Origin of the sequence: Pectobacterium peruviense (assembly GCF_003312355.2) — a bacterium.
GTDB classification, from domain to species: Bacteria; Pseudomonadota; Gammaproteobacteria; order Enterobacterales; family Enterobacteriaceae; genus Pectobacterium; species Pectobacterium peruviense.
The window spans coordinates 4,005,880-4,025,944 of sequence record NZ_CP161826.1 but is presented as its reverse complement, the minus strand read 5'-3'; the positions used below and the strand labels follow the sequence as shown (position 1 = coordinate 4,025,944).

Annotated in this window: 18 protein-coding genes; 8 read left to right on the top strand and 10 right to left on the bottom strand. The window is 48.1% G+C overall.

Annotated features, from left to right (window positions below):
* Positions 1–69 precede the first annotated feature (69 nt).
* On the bottom strand, positions 70–948 hold the full coding sequence (gene nadK, locus DUT67_RS18120) for an NAD(+) kinase (protein WP_039303620.1): 879 nt from the start codon (positions 946–948) through the stop codon (positions 70–72).
* A 148-nt stretch (positions 949–1,096) separates the two neighbouring features.
* Here nadK and grpE point away from each other — a divergent pair, with 148 nt between their 5' ends.
* Both grpE and DUT67_RS18110 read left to right on the top strand, forming a co-directional pair.
* Complete coding sequence (grpE, locus tag DUT67_RS18115; protein WP_048258852.1) at positions 1,097–1,684, top strand: nucleotide exchange factor GrpE; 588 nt, start codon at positions 1,097–1,099, stop codon at positions 1,682–1,684.
* A gap of 242 nt (positions 1,685–1,926) precedes the next feature.
* Positions 1,927–3,171, top strand: a complete 1,245-nt coding sequence (locus tag DUT67_RS18110) for an Nramp family divalent metal transporter (RefSeq protein ID WP_113632905.1) — start codon at positions 1,927–1,929, stop codon at positions 3,169–3,171.
* A 150-nt stretch (positions 3,172–3,321) separates the two neighbouring features.
* On the opposite strand, the gene DUT67_RS18105 is transcribed toward DUT67_RS18110, so the two are convergent.
* The 3 genes from DUT67_RS18105 to DUT67_RS18095 all read right to left on the bottom strand — a co-directional run bounded on the left by DUT67_RS18105 (position 3,322) and on the right by DUT67_RS18095 (position 6,002).
* Entirely contained in the window at positions 3,322–3,525 is a 204-nt protein-coding gene (locus DUT67_RS18105) for a 2-hydroxymuconate tautomerase family protein (protein WP_010282462.1), read from the bottom strand.
* Between the two features lie 13 nt (positions 3,526–3,538).
* Positions 3,539–4,702, bottom strand: coding sequence for an MFS transporter (locus tag DUT67_RS18100; protein WP_223254649.1), 1,164 nt, complete (start codon positions 4,700–4,702; stop codon positions 3,539–3,541).
* Between the two features lie 202 nt (positions 4,703–4,904).
* The gene (locus tag DUT67_RS18095; protein ID WP_113632907.1) at positions 4,905–6,002 is read right to left on the bottom strand and encodes a glycerol dehydrogenase; all 1,098 of its coding nucleotides are present in this window, start codon (positions 6,000–6,002) and stop codon (positions 4,905–4,907) included.
* A 377-nt stretch (positions 6,003–6,379) separates the two neighbouring features.
* Between DUT67_RS18095 and nudK the strand changes: the two genes are divergently transcribed.
* From nudK to DUT67_RS18065, 6 genes are all read left to right on the top strand, one after another.
* The gene (gene nudK, locus DUT67_RS18090; RefSeq protein WP_113632908.1) at positions 6,380–6,961 is read left to right on the top strand and encodes a GDP-mannose pyrophosphatase NudK; all 582 of its coding nucleotides are present in this window, start codon (positions 6,380–6,382) and stop codon (positions 6,959–6,961) included.
* Positions 6,962–7,355: 394 nt separating this feature from the next.
* Entirely contained in the window at positions 7,356–8,621 is a 1,266-nt protein-coding gene (locus DUT67_RS18085; protein ID WP_113632909.1) for an extracellular solute-binding protein, read from the top strand.
* 63 nt (positions 8,622–8,684) lie between these two features.
* A complete protein-coding gene (locus tag DUT67_RS18080) occupies positions 8,685–9,566 on the top strand; it encodes a carbohydrate ABC transporter permease (RefSeq protein WP_048258858.1) in 882 nt (293 codons plus the stop codon).
* Position 9,567: 1 nt separating this feature from the next.
* Positions 9,568–10,380: a carbohydrate ABC transporter permease gene (locus DUT67_RS18075; RefSeq protein WP_011092454.1), complete on the top strand. Its 813-nt coding sequence runs from the start codon at positions 9,568–9,570 to the stop codon at positions 10,378–10,380.
* A gap of 36 nt (positions 10,381–10,416) precedes the next feature.
* Positions 10,417–11,502: an ABC transporter ATP-binding protein gene (locus DUT67_RS18070; protein ID WP_113625432.1), complete on the top strand. Its 1,086-nt coding sequence runs from the start codon at positions 10,417–10,419 to the stop codon at positions 11,500–11,502.
* Positions 11,503–11,712: 210 nt separating this feature from the next.
* Positions 11,713–13,236: a glycosyl hydrolase 53 family protein gene (locus DUT67_RS18065; RefSeq protein WP_113632910.1), complete on the top strand. Its 1,524-nt coding sequence runs from the start codon at positions 11,713–11,715 to the stop codon at positions 13,234–13,236.
* Positions 13,237–13,352: 116 nt separating this feature from the next.
* Here DUT67_RS18065 and DUT67_RS18060 read toward each other — a convergent pair whose 3' ends face one another.
* From DUT67_RS18060 to DUT67_RS18035, 6 genes are all read right to left on the bottom strand, one after another.
* A complete protein-coding gene (locus tag DUT67_RS18060; protein ID WP_113632911.1) occupies positions 13,353–14,384 on the bottom strand; it encodes a LacI family DNA-binding transcriptional regulator in 1,032 nt (343 codons plus the stop codon).
* Between the two features lie 136 nt (positions 14,385–14,520).
* Positions 14,521–15,282, bottom strand: coding sequence for an amino acid ABC transporter ATP-binding protein (locus DUT67_RS18055; RefSeq protein ID WP_113632912.1), 762 nt, complete (start codon positions 15,280–15,282; stop codon positions 14,521–14,523).
* Positions 15,283–15,356: 74 nt separating this feature from the next.
* A complete protein-coding gene (locus DUT67_RS18050) occupies positions 15,357–16,289 on the bottom strand; it encodes an amino acid ABC transporter permease (protein ID WP_113632913.1) in 933 nt (310 codons plus the stop codon).
* Entirely contained in the window at positions 16,286–17,182 is an 897-nt protein-coding gene (locus tag DUT67_RS18045; protein ID WP_113625428.1) for an ABC transporter substrate-binding protein, read from the bottom strand. Before DUT67_RS18045 ends, DUT67_RS18050 begins: the two co-directional genes overlap by 4 nt.
* Before the next feature lie 411 nt (positions 17,183–17,593).
* Positions 17,594–18,442 carry a BglG family transcription antiterminator LicT gene (gene licT / locus DUT67_RS18040; protein WP_113632914.1) on the bottom strand — a complete coding sequence of 283 codons (849 nt, stop codon included), beginning with the start codon at positions 18,440–18,442 and terminating at the stop codon, positions 17,594–17,596.
* A 147-nt stretch (positions 18,443–18,589) separates the two neighbouring features.
* Positions 18,590–20,017 (bottom strand): glycoside hydrolase family 1 protein, encoded by a 1,428-nt coding sequence (locus tag DUT67_RS18035; RefSeq protein ID WP_113632915.1) that lies wholly within the window; start codon positions 20,015–20,017, stop codon positions 18,590–18,592.
* Positions 20,018–20,065 lie beyond the last annotated feature (48 nt).

The window sequence follows — 20,065 nt, the reverse complement described above, 5'->3', positions numbered from 1 at the left end:
CTGTATGGGGACTGTGTTTACATACAGTATAAACTGGTTTTATATACAGTAAAGTGGCTTGGTGGAATTTTAGAATAATTTTTTTGACCAGCCGAGTTTTGAACTTAGTGTATTGAAATAGCTATAGTTTTTTGGATGGATTAAATTCAGGTAATGTTCGCTACGGCGAATCAGCACTTCTTCACCTTCCTGCACCGGTAGCGCAATCTGGCTGTCGCAGCTGATTTCCAGATCGTTGGTAATACAGGAAAATTTCAGCCGAATTGTGCTACTGCTGTTGATCACCAGCGGACGGGCAGACAATGTGTGCGGGAACATCGGCACCAGCGCAATGGCTTCCAAAGACGGCGTCAGGATAGGGCCGCCGGCGGAAAGCGAATAGGCGGTTGAGCCTGTCGGCGTGGCGATAATCAGGCCATCCGAACGCTGGGAAAAGGCGAATTTGTCGTCAATATAGACTTCAAATTCAATCATATGTGCCACTTTCCCCGGGTGAAGTACCACTTCGTTAATGGCAGTGCTGATGCTGTCGGGCTGGTTGGTGCGGCAAACGTGCGCTTCCAACATAAAGCGCTGTTCGCTCAGATAATGACCGTCGAGAACGTCAGAAAGCTGCTGCTGCGCATGATCGGGATCGAGGTCAGTCAAAAATCCGAGATTGCCGCGGTTCACGCCGATCACCTTGATGTCATAGCGCGACAACACGCGTGCCGCGCCCAGCATGTTGCCATCACCGCCAACGACCACTGCCAGATCCGCCTGCTGACCGATGTCGGCAAGGCTACCTGTCGGCGCATCCTTCAGGTTCAGTTCACGCGCGATCTGCTGTTCGATCAGAACGGAGTAACCTTTTTCGGTGAGCCAATGGTAGAGCATTTCATGCGTTGCCAACGCCGTTGGGTGGCGCGGGTGGCCGACAATGCCAATACAATTAAACGGCCTGTTCATTGTAAGCGGTGTGTTCATTGCTGTTTTGTCCTCAGCGTGGTGTATCGGCAGCGTTGGGAACCAATATATGACCGATTCCCTTGAATCCCCGATTTTGATCCCCATAATAAGCAACTAGCGAGATTAATGCTAAACCGCGGAGAATTTCATGAGTAGTAAAGAACAGAAAACGCCTGACGAGCAAGTCCTGGATCAAAAGGAAGCAGCAAAAGGGCAGCAAGCGGATGCCACGCCAGAGACGGCAGACGTAGCTGACCCGCGTGATGCGCGCATCGCCGAGCTGGAAGCCCAGTTTAGTGAACTGCAACAGCGCGAACGTGACAATATGCTTCGCGTCCGTGCTGAAGCCGATAACGTTCGCCGCCGTGCGGAAATGGATGTCGAGAAAGCGCATAAATTTGCGGTAGAGAAATTTGCCAGTGAAATGCTGCCGGTCATCGATAACCTGGAACGTGCGCTGGATACGGCGGACAAAGCCAATGAATCACTGGCTTCAATGATTGAAGGTGTCGAGCTGACGCTGAAATCGCTGCTGGATGCCGTGCATAAGTTCGGTATCGAGGTGGTTGGTGATGTGGGTGTACCGTTTAACCCAGAAGTGCATCAGGCGATGACGATGTTACCTTCAGCCGATCATCAGCCGAACCATGTTATGATGGTCATGCAAAAAGGCTATACGCTGAATGGCCGCTTGCTGCGTCCGGCGATGGTTGCTGTATCAAAAGCACAAGACTAATACTTTCTGCTTTTACGTACGCTATTTAAAACGTATCTTCATCCCAAACCCCGTGCTTTCCGCATGGGGTTTTTTGTTTATATCTTGTTAAGATTTGTTTGATAAAAAAGATGTTTTTTAGGTTTTGAATGACTCATCATCGTTAGCTATCAAAAGAATTGGTATTACCACTCTAAATGCACTTGATAATCATTATCATTTTTGTGAGAGTAATAAAACAACAGTGTTAGAAGGGTCATACTATGCCGGGTAGCCGTGTCATTGAGTCAACAAGCCGTACCTCAAGGAAGGTTAAACTTTCTTTGATGGGCCCGGCGTTTATCGCGGCGATTGGTTATATCGATCCGGGCAACTTTGCCACAAACATCCAGTCTGGCGCGGCCTATGGTTACACGTTGCTGTGGGTGGTGGTGTGGGCAAACCTGATGGCGATGCTGATTCAACTGTTGTCTGCCAAGTTAGGCATCGCAACAGGCAAGAATCTGGCAGAACATATCCGCGATCGCTTTCCGCGTCCTGCCGTTTGGGCGTACTGGGTGCAGGCAGAAATTATTGCGATAGCGACCGATCTGGCTGAGTTTATCGGTGCGGCGATAGGTTTTAAACTGCTATTGGGCGTGTCGCTGCTGGAAGGCGCGATTCTCACCGGGATTGCCACTTTCCTGATTCTCATGCTGCAACAGCGCGGTCAGAAGCCGCTGGAGATGGTCATCGGCGGCCTGCTGCTGTTTGTTGCGGCAGCGTATATTGTCGAACTGGTGTTTTCTCAGCCTGAGTTGTCCGCTTTAGCCAAAGGCATGGCGATCCCTAGCTTGCCGACCTCTGATGCCGTGTTGCTGGCCGCAGGCGTGTTGGGGGCAACGATTATGCCGCATGTGATTTACCTGCACTCTTCTCTGACGCAGCATGGAGGCAGCCATTCCCGTGCTGAGCGCTATTCTGCAACGAAAGTCGATGTCGCGATTGCGATGACGATTGCTGGGTTCGTTAATCTGGCGATGATGGCAACGGCGGCGGCGGCGTTCCATTTCAGCGGCAATCAGGACATTGCCGATCTGGATAAAGCCTACCTCACGTTAGAGCCTCTGTTGGGTAAAGCCGCCGCGGTGATTTTCGGTCTGAGTCTGGTGGCGGCAGGCCTTTCTTCTACCGTTGTTGGTACGCTGGCGGGTCAGGTGGTAATGCAAGGGTTCGTGCGCTTCCATATCCCGCTTTGGGTTCGTCGTTCTGTGACGATGCTGCCGTCGTTTATCGTGATTCTGTCCGGTATGGATCCGACGCGCGTGCTGGTGTTGAGCCAGGTGGTGCTGAGCTTCGGGATTGCGCTGGCGCTGGTTCCTTTGCTGTCGTTCACCGGTAACCGTGAACTGATGGGATCGATGGTTAACGGCAAATGGGTGCAGCGCATCGGGCAACTCATTGTCGTGCTGGTGGTTTCTCTGAATATGTATCTGTTGATTGATACCATGTTGGGGATATACCCGTAATACTTCAAGCTGCATGTGCGTTGGCCGCGTTCACTCACCCGAATCACTTACCGGAGTAAGCTCATCGGGATTCTCTCTCTTGCCGCCTTCTTGCAACTCGAATTATTTGGGGTATATAAATCTGGTGCCACATGGCGTGGCACCGTTTCGCTATTTGCTTGCCTTCCTCAGCTCCGTCACTGGCACGCCGCCGATTCCCCAGTTGTCCGTTTCGACTTCATCAATCACCACCACGGTGGTTTTCGGATTTTTGTTGAGTACATCGACCAGCAACTGAGTTACGCCTTCGATCAATTGACGTTTTTGTTCAGCGGTGACGCCTTCATTGGTGATTTTGATATTTACATATGGCATAGGTTCTCCGGGATTAGGGTGATGAGCGGCGGTGGGGTAAGCAGAGTCCAGCCGCGATGAAAAGTGCTGCTGCGCTACATACAATCGCTGGCGCGATAGCGTGGGTAGTCGTCAGGACGCTGGTGAGTATGGGGCCAAGAATCTGACCAATGCCGTAAGTGAGCGTCACCAGCCCAAGCAGGTTGATGCCGTGCGGCGCGTGTAGCCGTTTGGCTAATGGCATCACCAGCGAGGTGGTTCCCATAAAAGTAGCACCAAAGCCGATACAGCTGAATATCAATGCCACGAGAGAGTGGCTGAACAGCGTCATCAGGACACATACGCCCTGAATCAGCAGATTGGCTGTCAGGCAGGGTAACGTTCCCCAACGGTTGGCTGCCCATAGCCAGAAAAAGCAGCCAGGAATGATTGCCAGCCCAACCAGTGACCATAAATGCAGGGATAATCGCGGTACGTCTAGCGCCGTCACCATCAACGGCAGATAGGTAGCGATGACGATATAGCCGAAGCCCGCGAGGCCGTATAGCAGCGCGAGCCGTCGCCAGCCAAGGTGAGGTGGTTCATCGACATTGGCTATCTTCTGCTGCGGTACAGTGTTTTTATGGGGCGAAAGTATGAGTAGGGCGATCAGAAGTAGCGCGGAGATCAGCGCAGCTCCCCACCACAATAGTTCGGCAGTCAGAGCGTAATGTTGCCCAATAATGATGTATTCATTGCCTAACACGATCCCTACGCCAACTCCAGCATAGAGCGAGGCAATAATGCCGGTATGCCTTGTGTGGTGTAAAACGATCAGGGACCCGAAGATCATCATCGCCGCGCTGGCGATCCCCGTGATGAAGCGAATGAACATGACCAGCATTGTATTGGTGGTCAATGTCATCGCGAAGAGCAACACGCTGGTCGCAGCGGCTGCGGCAAACAGCAGGAACACGGGCTGAGAGGTTGAGGCACGACGGCTGAAAGAGAAAAGCAGGCTGCCGAACAGATAACCAGCGTAGTTTGCGCTGGCAATATAGGAAAGCTGGCTGAAGGTGAAATCACTTTCCTCCAACATAACGGGCAGCATCGGTGTATATAAAAAGCGTCCAAGCCCCATACCCAATGCCAGTACGACCGTCCCAAAAAGGGCAAGAATCAGCGTGTCCGATAGTGCGATAAAGCGAGGACGTTCCATCAAATGATGACCTAAGACATAGAGAATATGTCCTTATCCTGCCCGTTTTCTCATCAAATAAAAGTGAATAGTAATGAGCAGGTTGATGACGCAGAGATAACGTCTCTGGCATGAATACGGTAGTGAGAAACGAGTTGGTTATACCAAGCCCGGCTCCATTGTACTGATCTCGCTGGAGCCGGTTTTTTTACCTCAATTACGGTTAGCTGATGGTTTTACTGAATGCATCGACGGCAATAATCGCGTGGGCGACGTCTTCAGCCGTTAACCCGCTGTCCAGATTTTTCAACGTATCGGCGTCGCTGCACGCCAGTTCACCCACTTTGATCAGATTCTCAAATGGTTCATTTTCCAGATGCAGATCTTTTAGCCGCGTCGGCATGTTAATCGCGCGGTAGAAGCGAATGTAGCGTGCAATTTCTTCGTCAGGACGTTGCTCCAACACCATATGTGTCAGCGTGCCGTAGGCAACTTTTTCCCCGTGCGTGAGGTGGTGAATATCGCCTTTAATCGCGGTAAATCCGTTGTGGATGGCATGAGCGCCAGCTAATCCACCATTCTCAAAGCCCAAGCCGGAAAGTAGCGTGTTGGCTTCAACTACGGATTCCACCGCGGGCGTTACCACGCCTTTTTCCACCGCTTTGTAAGCGCTGTAGCCGTAGGTTAGCAGCGTTTTTTCGCAGGTTTCGGCAATCGCCATACCCGCTAGTGTGGGTTTACCGCCCAGCATGGAAAGCGCGTGAGAGCGTAGAACCGCCTGTGCTTCGACAAAGGTTGCCAGACCATCGGCAATGCCGGAGGCAAACAGGCGTGCGGGTGCCTGCGCACAGACGGCGGTATCGACCAACACCAGATCAGGATTCTTGTCGTAAAAGCGATAGGACTCAAACACGCCTTCGTCGGTGTAGATGACGGACAGCGCGCTGCACGGTGCATCCGTTGAGGCCACGGTAGGGACAATCGCCACATTATGTTTTAGCTCATCGGCGACCGCTTTTGCCGTATCCAGCGTTTTACCGCCACCTAACCCAACAACAATGTTCGTGCCCGCGTCGCGCGCGAGCTTAGCAAGACGGGTGATTTCGTTGCTGGATGCTTCACCGTTAAAACACTCGTAATGGTGGCCGATGCTCGCCTGCTTGAGGGACGCATCAACGCGCTGGCCGATGATGTCCCAAACAACGCCGTCCGCCATCAGAAACGCTTTTGTTCCCAGCGGCTTGAGTTGTTCACCCAGTTCATCCAGCACGCCGCGACCCTGAACATATTTTCTAGGTGAAGAGAAAATGAAATGACTCATGTTATCTACCTCGATGATGTGGTTTGAGAAGTGATGCAGTATTGAATTCGAGTGAATCATGGAAGGCGGTTGCGTTACGCGCATGATGACGAGACGAGTTGACGGTAGTGATGGGGGAAACGAAAGCGCAGCGCGACTTCCTGAAACAGGACTGATTTAAGGTATAGCATAGTCGATAAACGTCAGATGGACGAAAAGAGCGGAATGAGAGCGTGAGACTAAACCATGAATATCATAGGGTTGGTGCGTAACTCTGCTGTGATTTCCACCAGACATACGTTTCCTTACCCGTTTATGCAGGAGTTCAAAAGGGATATGATGGCATCGTCGTTATAAATGAATGCGCTCTTCCAACCATCGATCACCGAGGTGTTTGCATGTCGTCTCCTATTGATATCGTCGAAAAGAAGCTGCTATCCGATAACTGGTATATTCTGAATAAATATACTTTTGATTTAAAAAGAAACAATGGCGGCGTAGTGCGCCAGGTTCGTGAGGTTTACGACCGAGGTGATGGTGCGACGATTCTGCTGTACAACCGGGCGAAAGGCACGGTGATCCTGACACGACAATTCCGTATTCCCACCTACGTTAACGGTAACGAAAGCGGCATGCTGCTGGAAGCCTGCGCCGGTTTGCTGGACGACCATTCGCCTGAAGAATGTATCCGTAACGAGTCAATCGAAGAAACTGGCTATGCAGTCGGCAATGTGGAAAAGCTGTTCGATGCTTATATGTCGCCGGGCAGCGTAACGGAGCGACTGCACTTTTTCGCTGCTGAATACGATGAGTCTCTGCGGGATAATGCGGGCGGCGGTGTAGAAGATGAAGATATTGAAGTGCTGGAGCTGCCGTTCAGCGAAGCCGTTGAAATGATGAACGATGGCCGGATTAAAGACGGCAAGACCATCATGTTGCTACAGCACGCCATCATTCGCGGCTGGTTTGCCAAAGGGTAAACGTATTTTATGGCACACGGATCTCTCCGTGTGCCGTTTGATTTGTAGTGGTAGCGTTTTCATTTTTGGGTGATTCCGCAGTGACGATGTGATTATGCCAATTATTACCTGAGTAAACGTTTTGTTTGTTCTTCTTTTTCTGGTTTTTTACTTAAATTTCAATTGTATGAGTTGGTTTTTAGGTTGGTTTTCATCACTTTTATCGGTCAGTTATAGACTTTTTTTGAGGAAACTTTTCCTAAATTTCTTGTATTGAGATCGAATATTCAGCTATTTCTCTCCCTGTTATGTGACCCGTATCACTGGATGAAAGAATGTAAGCGGTGTAACTCGTTGCTTCATTATGCAGTAACTCATATTCTCTCTTTACAAAAAGTAAAGAAGGACTGCGCTGATGAAGATCAAGAATAAAGTATCTACCCTATTTGCAGTTTCATTTTTCACGCTCGGCTTATCGAGTCAAAGCCTGGCTGCTGACGTCACCGTATGGGCCTGGGATCCTAACTTCAATGTTGCGGCAATGCATGAAGCTTCATCAATATATAAAAAAGCTGATCCAAGTTTCAGCCTGAAAGTGATCGACTCAGGTAAAGAAGATATTGAACAGAAATTAAATACCATGTTGGCTTCTGGGGTTAAAAATGTTCTTCCTGATATTGTGCTTATAGAAGATTATAATGCACAGAAATACCTTCAGGCTTATCCTGACGCGTTTGTGCCATTGCAGGATGCCATCGATTACAGTCAGTTCGCGCCTTATAAAACGAAAGTGATGACGATAGGGAATAAGGTTTACGGTGTTCCTTTTGATTCCGGCGTGGCAGGGATGTTCTATCGGCTCGATTATCTGGAAGCTGCCGGATATAAAGAGAGTGATATGGTGAACATTACCTGGGATAAATACATTGAGATCGGCAAGAAGATAAAAGAAAAAACTGGCGTTGATATGCTGACTTACGATATGAACGATGTTGTTCTTCCTCATATTATGATGCAGTCTGGTGGAGAATGGTTCTTCGATAATCAAGGTCAACTTAATCTCACCAAAAACGCGGCATTGAAAGAAACGTTAAAAACGATTAAAGCGATTAACGACGCGAAAATCGCGCGTCCTATTTCTGGCTGGTCGAGTTTTGTTGGTAGTTTTAATGCTGGGAAATCGGCGAGTGTGGTTTCCGGTGTATGGGTGATTGGCTCAATTAAAAGTGCCGAAGATCAAAAAGGAAAATGGCGTGTTGCGCCGATTCCACGGTTAAATCTCGACAAAGCGGTGCGAGCATCTAATCAAGGTGGGTCGAGTTGGTATGTATTAAAGGACGGCAAAAATACCCAACAGGCGATTGAATTCCTGAAAAAAACATTCGCAGCGGATAGTGATATGTACCAAACCCTTTTGGTTGATCGCGGCGCGCTTGCAACCTTCCTTCCCGCCACTTCTGGCCCCGCTTATGCAGTAAAAGATCCGTTCTTTGGTGGGCAGCCCGTGTTTGCTGATTTCTCTAAATGGGTGACTGAAATCCCACTGGTCTCCTATGGCATGTATACCCAGGAAGTTGATAACGCGATTGCTGCTGAAATACCCGCATTACTGAAAGGCGATTCTGTTGATGACGTTTTAAAACGCGCCGAAACTGCATTAAAAAGTCAGATTATGCAGTAGTGAGTCTGAGCTTGGGGACAGCGAGTCCCCAGGCACTTCTCTCCAGAAATCTATGGTGTGATAATGATGTATAAACCTAAAATGAATAGGCTTTATAACATCAACGGCTGGGCGTTTGTCTCTATAGCTGTTGGGTTAATTGCCCTAATGACGATATACCCTATTTTCAAATCACTTTGGCTTTCCTTTCAGTCTGGCCGTGGTGTGGTGACGCAATTTGTCGGCCTGGGAAATATCATTCGTTTATTTAATGATCCGATGTTTAAAACGGCGCTTTGGAATACACTGACGTTTCTGGTGATCCAGGTGCCGATTATGATTTTGCTATCATTAGCGATTTCTTCTTGCCTGAATTCGTCGCAGCTTAAATATCGCCAGTGGTTTAGAATTGCGATTTTTTTACCCTGTGTGACATCGCTGGTAGCCTACTCGATTCTATTTAAGAGTATGTTTGAACTGGATGGCGTGATTAATTCATTCTTGATGTTTATTCATGTTATTGACGATCCGATTCCGTGGCTATCCGATCCTTTCTGGGCGAAAGTGACCATCATTATCGCAATCACATGGCGTTGGACGGGATACAATATGATATTTTATCTTTCCGCCATGCAGAATATTGATAAATCGATTTATGAAGCCGCCAGAGTCGATGGTGTTAGTCCAATCAAGCAATTTATTTTTATCACCATACCATTATTGAAACCGGTCATTCTTTTTACCAGTGTGACATCAACAATTGGCACACTACAGTTGTTTGATGAAGCTATGAATATCACGAATGGCGGTCCGGCAAATGCGACCCTGACATTATCACTTTATATTTATAACCTGTCGTTTAAATTTGTACCTAATTTTGGTTATGCGGCAACAGTTTCGTACGTGATTGTCGTTTTTTCAGCCATATTGGCGCTGATTCAATTTAAAGCGGCACGGAAGGGATAATATGAGAAAAAGTAAAATTAACAGCATATTGATGCATGCTTTTCTCGTGTTGATGAGCATTTTCTCACTTTTTCCGTTCTATTGGATGGTGGTATCCAGTACCAATAGCACCAGCCAAATCAACATGGGGAAATTTACGTTTGGCGATCAGCTATTGGTCAATTTCACCAACTTGACGAGCCAGGTGGATCTCGCGTTGATATTTTGGAATACATCAAAAATTGCGCTGATCAGCACCGTATCGACGCTTGTGGTGTGCTCCATTGCGGGTTATGCATTTGAGATTTATTCCAGTAAACATCGTGAACGTGTCTATGTCGCACTATTAGCGACGATGATGATTCCGTTTGCGGCGTTAATGATCCCACTCTTCACCATGTTTGGTAAGGCGGGTTTACTGGACACACACTTTGCCGTGATTATGCCGACGGTGGCAGGGGCATTTATTATTTTCTACTTTAGGCAGTGTACTAAAACGTTTCCGAGAGAGTTGATCGATGCTGCCCGCGTGGAAAGCGTCGCAGAGTGGAAAATTTTCCTGTATGTCTATGTGCCAATTATGCGAGCCAGCTATTCTGCTGCGTTTATCATTGTTTTCATGACGTCATGGAATGCTTTTCTCTGGCCGCTTATTGTCCTCCAGTCTACTGAATTAAAGACGATTAATCTGGTGCTATCCAGCTTTGCTTCGGCCTATTCTCCAGACTTCGGGCTTATTATGGTGGGAACGGTTATTTCTACTCTTCCTAGTTTGCTTATCTTCTTCGCCATGCAAAAGCAATTTATTGCCAGTATGACGGGCGCAGTGAAGTAATACACGCGCAATGGAAAATTAAGTTTGAGGTTCAATATGGCTGATATTTTATTAAAGAATATAGTGAAGCGTTACGATAAGACGGAAACGATCCATCGTATCAATCTTGAAATTAATTCAGGCGAATTTGTGGTATTTGTTGGCCCGTCTGGATGTGGTAAATCGACGTTACTGAGAATGATCGCGGGATTGGAAGAAATAACAGATGGCGAGATCCATATTGATAATCGCGTAGTTAACCATTGCGATCCCGCAGAGCGGGGAATTGCAATGGTGTTCCAGTCATATGCGTTGTACCCGCATATGACGGTGGCTGAAAATATGGGGTTTGGGTTGAGAATGAACGGGCACCCCAAAGCTGAAGTCGAAAAAATGGTGCGAAAGGCTGCGATGACACTCCAGCTAGAAGCCTTGTTAGATCGGACACCGAAACAGCTATCTGGCGGTCAGCGTCAGCGCGTTGCGATTGGGCGGGCCATTGTACGCGATCCTAAAGTGTTCTTATTCGATGAACCCTTATCGAACCTTGACGCCGAATTACGCGTTGAAATGCGTTTGCAAATTGCCCAGCTTCATCAGGAAATGCGTAACACCATGATTTATGTGACGCACGATCAAGTGGAAGCAATGACGTTGGCGGATAAAATCGTAGTGTTAAACAAGGGGGATATTGAGCAGGTCGGGACGCCGATGGAGCTATACCATAAGCCAGAAAATATTTTTGTCGCCGGTTTTATCGGTTCGCCGAATATGAATTTTCTACCCGGTGAAGTGTTGCAGGTTGAAGGAAATAACGTGAGCATCTTGATTAATAAGCTCAATACGCTTTCCATTAATCTTGCTAGCCACGGATTGCGTGTCGATCAGAGAATTACCGTAGGTATTCGTCCTGAACACCTGAGTATTGATCCGCAGGGGGGAGATGTCAGCCTGTCGATCAATAGCGAAGTAACAGAAAGGCTGGGTAATGCCACGTATATTTTTGGTACTTACTCTGGAGTTAATCATTTTAAAGTACATTTGTCAGGTGACAATAGTATTGTGCCTTACTCGACGATCCCGCTCACATGTCGTAGTGAACATCTTCATTTTTTTGATGAAAATGGGAAGCGAATGAATTAACTATAAATAACTGGTTGTATGGGGATCAATAACGCCATAGAAAATGCTACGTTGACTCAGTGGAAGAGTCATGAATTTAACTAAGCAGCCGTTTGTATTCACATTAGCTGCTTATTTTACTATGCGATATTTATTTTTATAAATATCGTCCTCTGTTTTTAATCTGTCCCTAGAAATACCCTTTAAGAGTATCGCCTCAAGGAGAAATGAATGAAAAAGAATAATTATTCAGGAATGATCTCTATATTGTTAATGTTATTTATAGGGTTCATGGCAGCCAATGTGGCGAAAGCAGCGCAGCCGTTTGCTTATGGCGCGGATATTGGCTGGGTAAAGCAATTGGAAGATCGGGGGGTGACCTGGCGTGACGATGCCGGAACTCAGCGCGATGTATTACAGATATTGCGCGATCACGGCGTAAACTCTGTACGGCTACGCATTTTCGTTAATCCTGACCCCAGTGCACTATGGCATAAAGATAATACGACCTGGACGATGCTCGGTTATACGGATAAAACTCGCGTGGTGGATGCCGCTCAGCGTGCCAAAGCGATGGGAATGCGTGTCATGGTAGATTTCCACTACAGTGATGTCTTCGCGGATCCAGGTCATCAAATAAAGCCAGCCGCGTGGGCGAACTACAATATTAGCCAATTAACTACGGCCGTTTATAACCACACACATGAGGTGATGACTGCGCTCATTTCCGCTGGCGTGACGCCGGAATGGGTGCAGGTTGGTAACGAAATGAACCCGGGGATTTTACTACCGGAAGGGAGCACAAGTCGGTTTGCTAATTTAACGCAGCTACTGAATGCAGGCTATGATGCGGTTAAAGCGGTCAGTCCTTCCTCTAAGGTGATCAGCCATTTGGCGCATGGGGATAATAATTCAAACTCTCGCTGGTTTTTTGACAATTTCCTCACCACGCACGGTGGGAAAACTGATGTGATTGGCTTTTCATTCTATCCCTACTGGGAAGGGAAAAATTATTGGGAGCTCACCGGCGCACTGGCTAGCAACCTCAATGATATGGCGAGCCGCTATGGTAAGGAAGTCATGGTCGTTGAAGTCGGCGGCTTGGAAACTAACCCGACAGACAGTTACTGGACGATTAGGGATACGATTAATCTTGTTAAAGCGGTGCCGGGAAATAAAGGCATCGGGGTTTTTTATTGGGAACCTGCGGGTAATGCCAATGTGCTGCTGGATGGCTACGCATTAGGTGCGACGAGACAAGTTTCAGCTAATGTATTGCAATTTACCCGAGCTCTGGACGCATTTGCCGAATCACAAATCAATTTTATCAACGGAACCCGCTATAAGATCGCTAATCGGCATAGTGGTAAATCGCTTAATGTCGTGAGCGGCTCACATGAGGATGGCGCATTTGTTGAACAATACAGTGACGGTAACTGGGACAGTCAGCGTTTTTATTTTAACGCGATTGGCAATGGTTACTTCAATCTGGTGAATGTTAATAGTGGAAAGTACATTGATATTGATTCCAGCGCTAATGAAGATGGTGCGCAAATTCTCCAAATGTATAACACCGGTCATTTTAGCCAGCAGTGGCTGATTTTGGATGCCGGCGATGGCTATTATAAAATTCTGAATAGGAACAGTGGGAAGCTTTTGGATATTAACAGCCGTTCGATAGAGAATGGTGCATCAGGTATTCAATGGCATGATAACGGGGGATGGAATCAGCTGTGGAAAATAACGGCTAATTGACGCCCGTCGGCCGCGTAATTTCTTTGCGTGGCCGCATTATCTTTTCAGGTAAGTGTGCCGAGTCGCGTAACCAACACAGTCAACTTGACGTATGACGGATATATAAGTAGGTACCGTTATATCGTGCTGAGTGTGAAACTTTCACGCCAAACCATGTCATAACCAATCTGTACGTGTTTCTTATAATGGCGTCCCGCGACGAGTTCTAAAAACAGATCGACGGCGGCTTCGCCCATTTCATTGGGATAGAGTCGCATTGTGGTCAGGCTGGGGTTGAGGTGCTGCGCCATGGGGATATCATTCATTCCAATCACTTTTATTTGTCTGGGAATGGAAATGCCTTTTTCTTGAATCGCGCGGTACACACCGATAGCGATAATGTCTGTCGCGGCGAACACAACATCGGGCCATTCTTTTTGTTGCAGCAACTCATTCATCGCCTGATAGCCGGATGCAATACAGAATAGCTGACTGACCTTACATCGTGATTCATGATAGATACCGTATTTTTGGGTTATTTCTTGAAATACATGTAGTCGACTCTCATTGTTCCCGATGAATGCAGGGCGCTCAGCACCGCTCTTAACAATGTAGTGTAATACTTCGCGCGCAGCCGCTTCCCGGTCAAAAATCACGGCGTCACATTTTTTATCGAGGGGAGCCGAATCGATAAAAATCAGGTTTTTATTTAATGAATAGATTAAGGCGATATCATCATCGCTAAAATGCCCTACGCAAATGATCGCCTGCGCCTGAGATAACGTATGACTATTGGATGATAAGTTTGTGGTGAATATATTTCGCAATGAAATAGCAAAATGGTGGCAGCGATTTTCAATGCCAATGCGCATTGCGGTAAAATAAGGATCGTTGAGTTCTTCAGAGGGTGTAAGAAAATGGACGACGGCGAGATGTAATGAATTGTCGTTATCCATTTTAAAATGAGATCGTACAACAAGCGAGTTCTCTAACTTTTTTTTCTGCTGCTTGCGTTGTGTGGGCGATAAATAGGCCAACTCATGGGCAATGTTCTTGATAAGCTGGCGCTTTTCTTTGGTTACCGACAGGCTGGGGTCGTTATTAAGTACGCGAGAAACGGTTGATGCTGCGACCCCGGCTTTTTGGGCAATATCTCTAATCGTTGTCACAAAAAATTTTCCATAATTTTCCTATGAAACTGATATTAGCCAATGATTAATTAATTTAACATCCTCATTATTCAAAAATACGAGTAAATCGTCAGAAATCTGATAGTTGCCAATAGCAATGACTGTACCTGCGTTGTTACAGCACCGTTGAGAAAAAGGCCTGCGTACGGCGGTTTTGCGGGGCATCGAGTAGCTGTCTGGCTGGGCCCGTTTCGACAATTCTGCCATTTTCCATAAACACGATGTTATCGGCAATCTCACGGGCGAAACCGATCTCGTGTGTGACGATGACCATCGTAATACCGGAATGCGCCAGCTTTTTAATTACCTGAAGCACTTCGCCGACCAGTTCCGGGTCTAACGCCGAAGTCGGTTCGTCAAAGAGCATCACCTGGGGATTCATGGCGAGGGCGCGGGCAATGGCCACCCGCTGCTGTTGGCCACCGGAAAGCTGGTGCGGCCAATCGTCGGCTTTTTCTACGAGTCCAACCTGTCGCAGCAGCGAATACGCCTGATCGAACACTTCCTGCCGAGCGCGTTTTTTGACACGCAGCGGTGCATCGCTAACGTTTTGCAACACGGTACGGTGAGGGAACAGGTTAAAGTGTTGAAATACCATACCAATCTTGCTGCGCTGGGCCGCGACCTGTTTGTCACTCAATTCATAGAGCCGATGGCCTTTTTGCCGATATCCGACCAGCGTGTCGCCAACGCAAATCGTGCCGCCATCGAGCTTTTCGAGGTGGTTAATACAGCGTAGCAGCGTTGATTTACCCGCACCGGACGGACCCAGAATCGCAGTAACCGAACCCGCCTCCATCTGCAAATCGATGTCATCTAAAACCAGGTTTCCCGACAGGGATTTACGCACGTTCCGTAGTGTAATGGCCTCGCCCATAGTTGAGTTTCCTTCATGATTCATTGAGTGCATGACATTGTTTGCCAGTCGTTGATGCGCGATTGCCCGCCGGTTCAGGCGCTGGGCTGTGGCCTATTCGTTGGCTGATCACGTTGGGTAAACCTTGCGGCACGCAGTTTGCGGCTTTTACCTGGCTTGTTGCGTTTGAGCGTTGAACGGCCGAAATAGCGTTCAACATAGTATTGGCCGACAGACAGCACGGAGGTCAGCAGCAGATACCAGATAGTGGCAACCAGCAGCAGCGGGATGACTTCATAGGTTCGCTGATAAATGATCTGTGCCGAGTACAACACATCCTGAAGTGAAATCACCGAAACCACCGCTGTGGTTTTCAGTTGGCCGATGACCTCATTGCCCGCCGGAGGCAGGATGGCGCGCATCGCCTGCGGCAGAACGGTGTAGAAGAATATCTGCGGTTTACGGTACCCCAATGCTCTGGCGGCTTCCAACTGACCGGGGTTGACGCTCTGAATACCTGCGCGAACAATCTCCGCCGCATAGGCAGATTGATGCATAACCAGCGCCAGCACGGCGGCATTAAACGGGCTGATGAGCGTATTGCCAGGAACGCTGAAAACCTCGCCGAAGAATGGCAGCGAGAGTGAAATCGTCGGGTAGAGCGCTGCAATGTTGTACCAGAGAAACAGCTGCACCAGCGTGGGGACGCCACGAAAAAACCAGGTGTAGCCGCAACTGACTGCCACCAGCACGGGGTTGCTGGATAGGCGCATCAGCGCCAGTATCGTGCCGCCGCCAAAGCCTAACACCACCGACATTGCGGTCAGTTTCAGCGTCATGATGACGCCCTGAAGAATGGAGTCTTCCGTAAAACTGTCCACAACGACCCGCCATTCAAAGCGGGGGTTGTTCAGTACAGAATGGGCGATAGCGCCTAATAACAGCAAAACCAGCAGGGCGCTGAGCCAGCGCCCATAGTGTCGGTTGGCGACAATATGCAGTTCCTGATGTGAAGAGGGGAGACTCATCCGAAGATCTCTGCGTTACGTTTCGCCTCTGGGACCGCGCCGTAGCCGATATCCCACTTATCCAAAATCTTCTGATAGGTGCCGTCTTTAATCAGCGAGTTCAATGCGGCCTGAACGGCGTCTTCCAGAGCAGAATCTTTAGGAAACGCAATAGAGACTGGCGCATCGTTGACGGCGATATCACCGCTGATGGCTAGCCGTTTGACCTGACTCACCTGATAGCGTAACCCTTCATAAGGGCCGAAGAACAGTGGAACACGTCCGCTGATCACCGCCTGTACGCCGGATGGACGATCGGGGAAGATCGCAATTTTGATTGCGTCTTTCTGTTCTGCAACACACTGTTTGTCGGCTTCTTGTAAGCGCAGTAGCTGAGTGGTACCGGCCCCCGCACCAATGTCTTTACCGCACAGTACGCTGAGGGAGGTAAATGGCGCGACGTTAGCGTCTTTAAGGGAAATGATGGCCAGTTTTGACGCGTTGAAATAACCGATGAAGTCGATCTGCTCAAGGCGCTTCGGTGTTGCATTGATATTCGACAGTGCCACATCGTAACGGCCTGATTTTAAACCAGGAATAATATTGTCGAACCCACCGGTATCGTGCCAGTTCACCGGCACGCCCAGCCGGTCGCCAATGGCGTTCATGATATCGATCTCGCGGCCTGCCAGCGTTTTATTATCTTCCTGATAAAAGGTGGTTGGCGGCGTATTGGGATTGGTGCCTGCAACGATAAATCCTTTTTGTAAGACGGCCTCTGGCACTTTGGCTTTTAAGGCCGCATCGGGCTGTATCTGAAAGGTGCGAGTCGTGGGGACGTTTTGATCGGCAGAGAAGGCAGGCGGTAATACGGCAAGCATCAGTAATGGAAAGGCAAACAGGTTTTTTTTCATTATCTTTACCCAGATTAATTAGCATGTCCTTTTCATCGGACATGGAAAAATAAATGCATTTCTCTTATCAAAAGAAAAGGGACTGATGCGGTATGTGATTTGCCAAACGGCATTTTTTGACACCTTTCTCTTTTAATCTTCAGGGTAAAACCGGACAAATAAAAAAAGGTTATAAGTTATAAGAGGGCGATTTTGTTACTTTTTTTTTTGCAAGAAAAAGTGGGCGAGGTATTTTTTATCTCTAATAAACAGAGTGATAGAAGACGTTTTATTGTTCACACTTCAGTATGAAGACTAAAGAAGAAATATCGCAAAGCAAAGGTGAACCACAGATATACCCGATGCTCTGCCAGATGGTAATCGCCGAGACTCTACCCAACAGCGGCGGTTTGCCTGGCTAATGGGTGAGGCTTACTCTTGCGGAGCGATACGGACGATATGAATAATCAGGTACAGCATTTCGTCATTAGAAATGTCGATATTGAGCAGGTTGTGAATATAGTCTTTGATCAGTCGGCTGCATTTATAAGCATCAGGATATTCTTTGGTGACCTGATCAAAAATAAAATCATCATTTGAATGAATCAGGCTGTTTTCCAACAGGCGCTGGATAAAGAATTGCATGTGCGTCAGGAAGCGTGAGTAGTTAATCGATTCTTTATCAATCACGATATGGAAGTTGTACTGGATGATATTAAAGATATCTTTCAGCATCTTGACCGACTGGAGCGTGTTCTCCATATTCTGGACGTCGGTTTGCGCATTGACTAAATGAAACGCGATATTGCCTGCTTCCTCTTCTGGCAATTCCAGCGTCATCTGCTGGTTAATGTCGTTGAGCGCCCGCGAGGCAATCGCAAACTCCTGCGGGTAGAACCGCTTTACCTCATAAAGCAGACGATTTTGTATGCTGATGCCTTTGCGATAACGCTCAATCGCAAAGCTGATATGGTCGATCAGCGTAAAAAAGACCTGCTCGCTCAAGCGGCCATGAAGCCGTCGGTTCGCATCATCAATAATCTTATTCACGATGTGAACATATTCTTCCCCGACGTGCTCAATCAAACGGGCAAATTCACGTGGTGACGTGCCATCCTTGAGAATAAAGGTTTTCTCAATTTTGGTAGGATCGAGAATATCTCCGGTCTTGCTGTTAAAACCGATCCCTTTTCCCATGACAATGATTTCGTTGTTATCTGCATCAGAAGATAACACTAGGCTATTGTTCAGTATTTTTATTGCTTTTATTGGTTCAGCCATCATGCGTTTCTTGAGTGATATCAGTGGGAACGTGAGTGAAATAATAACCTATTTCTTCTCTTTCATGTTGCGGGTGGTGGTCCCGCAACATAAGTGGTTCAGAGTAGGGCTTATCCCCGTTTTAACACGGTGTTCTGGGCGTCAGCATTAGGGCTCGCGGGGAAATAACCCGGCACCGTTTGATGCTATGACACCCTGATACCAGTAAAAACTTTTCTTTTTAATACGGCGTAGATCTTTCAGATCGAATTCATCGCGGTTCACATAAATAAACCCGTAGCGCTTACCGTAGCCTTGATGGGTGCTGACCACATCGATCGCCGACCACGGACAATAGCCAATCAGATCAACGCCATCGCTGATGGCGAGCTGCATTTGTTCAATATGACGGGCAATAAAATCGATACGGTATTGATCGTTGATTGTACCGTTTGCCTCAAGTTTATCTGGCGCGCCCATGCCGTTTTCCGTAATCAATATCGGCAGGTGATAGCGCTCGTAGGTTTTACGTAATGTTAAGCGCAGGCCAACAGGATCGATGATCCAGCCGTAGGGCGTTTTATCAACGTGCGGGTTTTCCGCTGCGCGATAGACGCCGGGTTCACCCAGCATGATTTGCTGATCGCCCGCGCGGGCGCTGACGTCTGATGCATCGCCTTTGCTGGCGGCAATGGTGGCGGTGGAATAGTAGTTGATCGCCACGTAGTCGGGCTTTCCTGACTGTAGGATCTCGTCATCGCCGGGTAATGTCTCCGGTGCCAAACCGCGATCTTCCAGATAACGCCAGGCTAGCGCGTTGTAGCGACCGTGCACGGCGACATCCAGAAAGCTCCAGCAGCGCAGCGTTTCCCAGTTGTGCGCGGCGATAGCGTCTTCCGGTTTACTGGTGGCCTGATACATCGACGTGGTGTTGATCGCCGGACCAATCAAACCGTTGGGTGCGAGTTCGTGACACAACGCCATGACCTGAGCCTGCGCCAGCATCATGTGATGGTTCTGCTGATACAGCACTTTTTTGGATGGCAAAACGCCACTTTCAGGTAAGCCAATCGCGCCGGGATGCAGAATCATGGTGTTCTGCTCATTAATCGTTAGCCAGTATTTAACCTTGTCACCGAAATGCGTAAATAGCGTGCGGGCGTAGTGAACAAAGGCATCAATCGTGGCGCGATTTTGCCAGCCCCCCTGAGCTTCGAGACAATAAGGCAAATCGAAATGGTAGAGCGTTACAACTGGTTCGATACCGTGCGCGTTCAGCTCATCAATCAGCTCGTTGTAAAACGCGATGCCCAGCGGATTTACTACACCGGTGCCGTTGGGGAGAATACGCGTCCAGGCGATAGAGAAACGGTAAGCCTTCAACCCCAGCTTGGCAAAAAGCTGCACATCGTCTTTAAACCGATGGTAGTGATCGCTGGCTACGGTGAAGTCAGCGGTATTTTCCGGGTGCTGACACTTATCAATGATCGACGGGCTTTTCCCATCGGCCTGCCAGCCACCTTCTACCTGATAAGCTGACGTCGACGCTCCCCACAGAAAGCCCGCCGGGAAATGTTTTTGCTGTTGATAGTGCATATTTTCTCTCACATCAAGAAAGACGGTAGAGGCAGTGGGTAGGGCACC

Excerpts from the sequence above, each read along its gene's own strand:
- nadK (WP_039303620.1), bottom strand. The coding sequence starts at position 948 with ATGAACAGGCCGTTTAATTGTATTGGCATTGTCGGCCACCCGCGCCAC.
- DUT67_RS18075 (WP_011092454.1), top strand. The coding sequence starts at position 9,568 with ATGAGAAAAAGTAAAATTAACAGCATATTGATGCATGCTTTTCTCGTG.
- DUT67_RS18055 (WP_113632912.1), bottom strand. The coding sequence starts at position 15,282 with ATGGGCGAGGCCATTACACTACGGAACGTGCGTAAATCCCTGTCGGGA.
- licT (WP_113632914.1), bottom strand. The coding sequence starts at position 18,442 with ATGGCTGAACCAATAAAAGCAATAAAAATACTGAACAATAGCCTAGTG.
- DUT67_RS18065 (WP_113632910.1), top strand. The coding sequence starts at position 11,713 with ATGAAAAAGAATAATTATTCAGGAATGATCTCTATATTGTTAATGTTA.
- DUT67_RS18085 (WP_113632909.1), top strand. The coding sequence starts at position 7,356 with ATGAAGATCAAGAATAAAGTATCTACCCTATTTGCAGTTTCATTTTTC.
- grpE (WP_048258852.1), top strand. The coding sequence starts at position 1,097 with ATGAGTAGTAAAGAACAGAAAACGCCTGACGAGCAAGTCCTGGATCAA.
- DUT67_RS18080 (WP_048258858.1), top strand. The coding sequence starts at position 8,685 with ATGATGTATAAACCTAAAATGAATAGGCTTTATAACATCAACGGCTGG.
- DUT67_RS18035 (WP_113632915.1), bottom strand. The coding sequence starts at position 20,017 with ATGCACTATCAACAGCAAAAACATTTCCCGGCGGGCTTTCTGTGGGGA.
- DUT67_RS18070 (WP_113625432.1), top strand. The coding sequence starts at position 10,417 with ATGGCTGATATTTTATTAAAGAATATAGTGAAGCGTTACGATAAGACG.
- DUT67_RS18045 (WP_113625428.1), bottom strand. The coding sequence starts at position 17,182 with ATGAAAAAAAACCTGTTTGCCTTTCCATTACTGATGCTTGCCGTATTA.
- DUT67_RS18110 (WP_113632905.1), top strand. The coding sequence starts at position 1,927 with ATGCCGGGTAGCCGTGTCATTGAGTCAACAAGCCGTACCTCAAGGAAG.
- DUT67_RS18095 (WP_113632907.1), bottom strand. The coding sequence starts at position 6,002 with ATGAGTCATTTCATTTTCTCTTCACCTAGAAAATATGTTCAGGGTCGC.
- nudK (WP_113632908.1), top strand. The coding sequence starts at position 6,380 with ATGTCGTCTCCTATTGATATCGTCGAAAAGAAGCTGCTATCCGATAAC.
- DUT67_RS18100 (WP_223254649.1), bottom strand. The coding sequence starts at position 4,702 with ATGGAACGTCCTCGCTTTATCGCACTATCGGACACGCTGATTCTTGCC.
- DUT67_RS18050 (WP_113632913.1), bottom strand. The coding sequence starts at position 16,289 with ATGAGTCTCCCCTCTTCACATCAGGAACTGCATATTGTCGCCAACCGA.
- DUT67_RS18105 (WP_010282462.1), bottom strand. The coding sequence starts at position 3,525 with ATGCCATATGTAAATATCAAAATCACCAATGAAGGCGTCACCGCTGAA.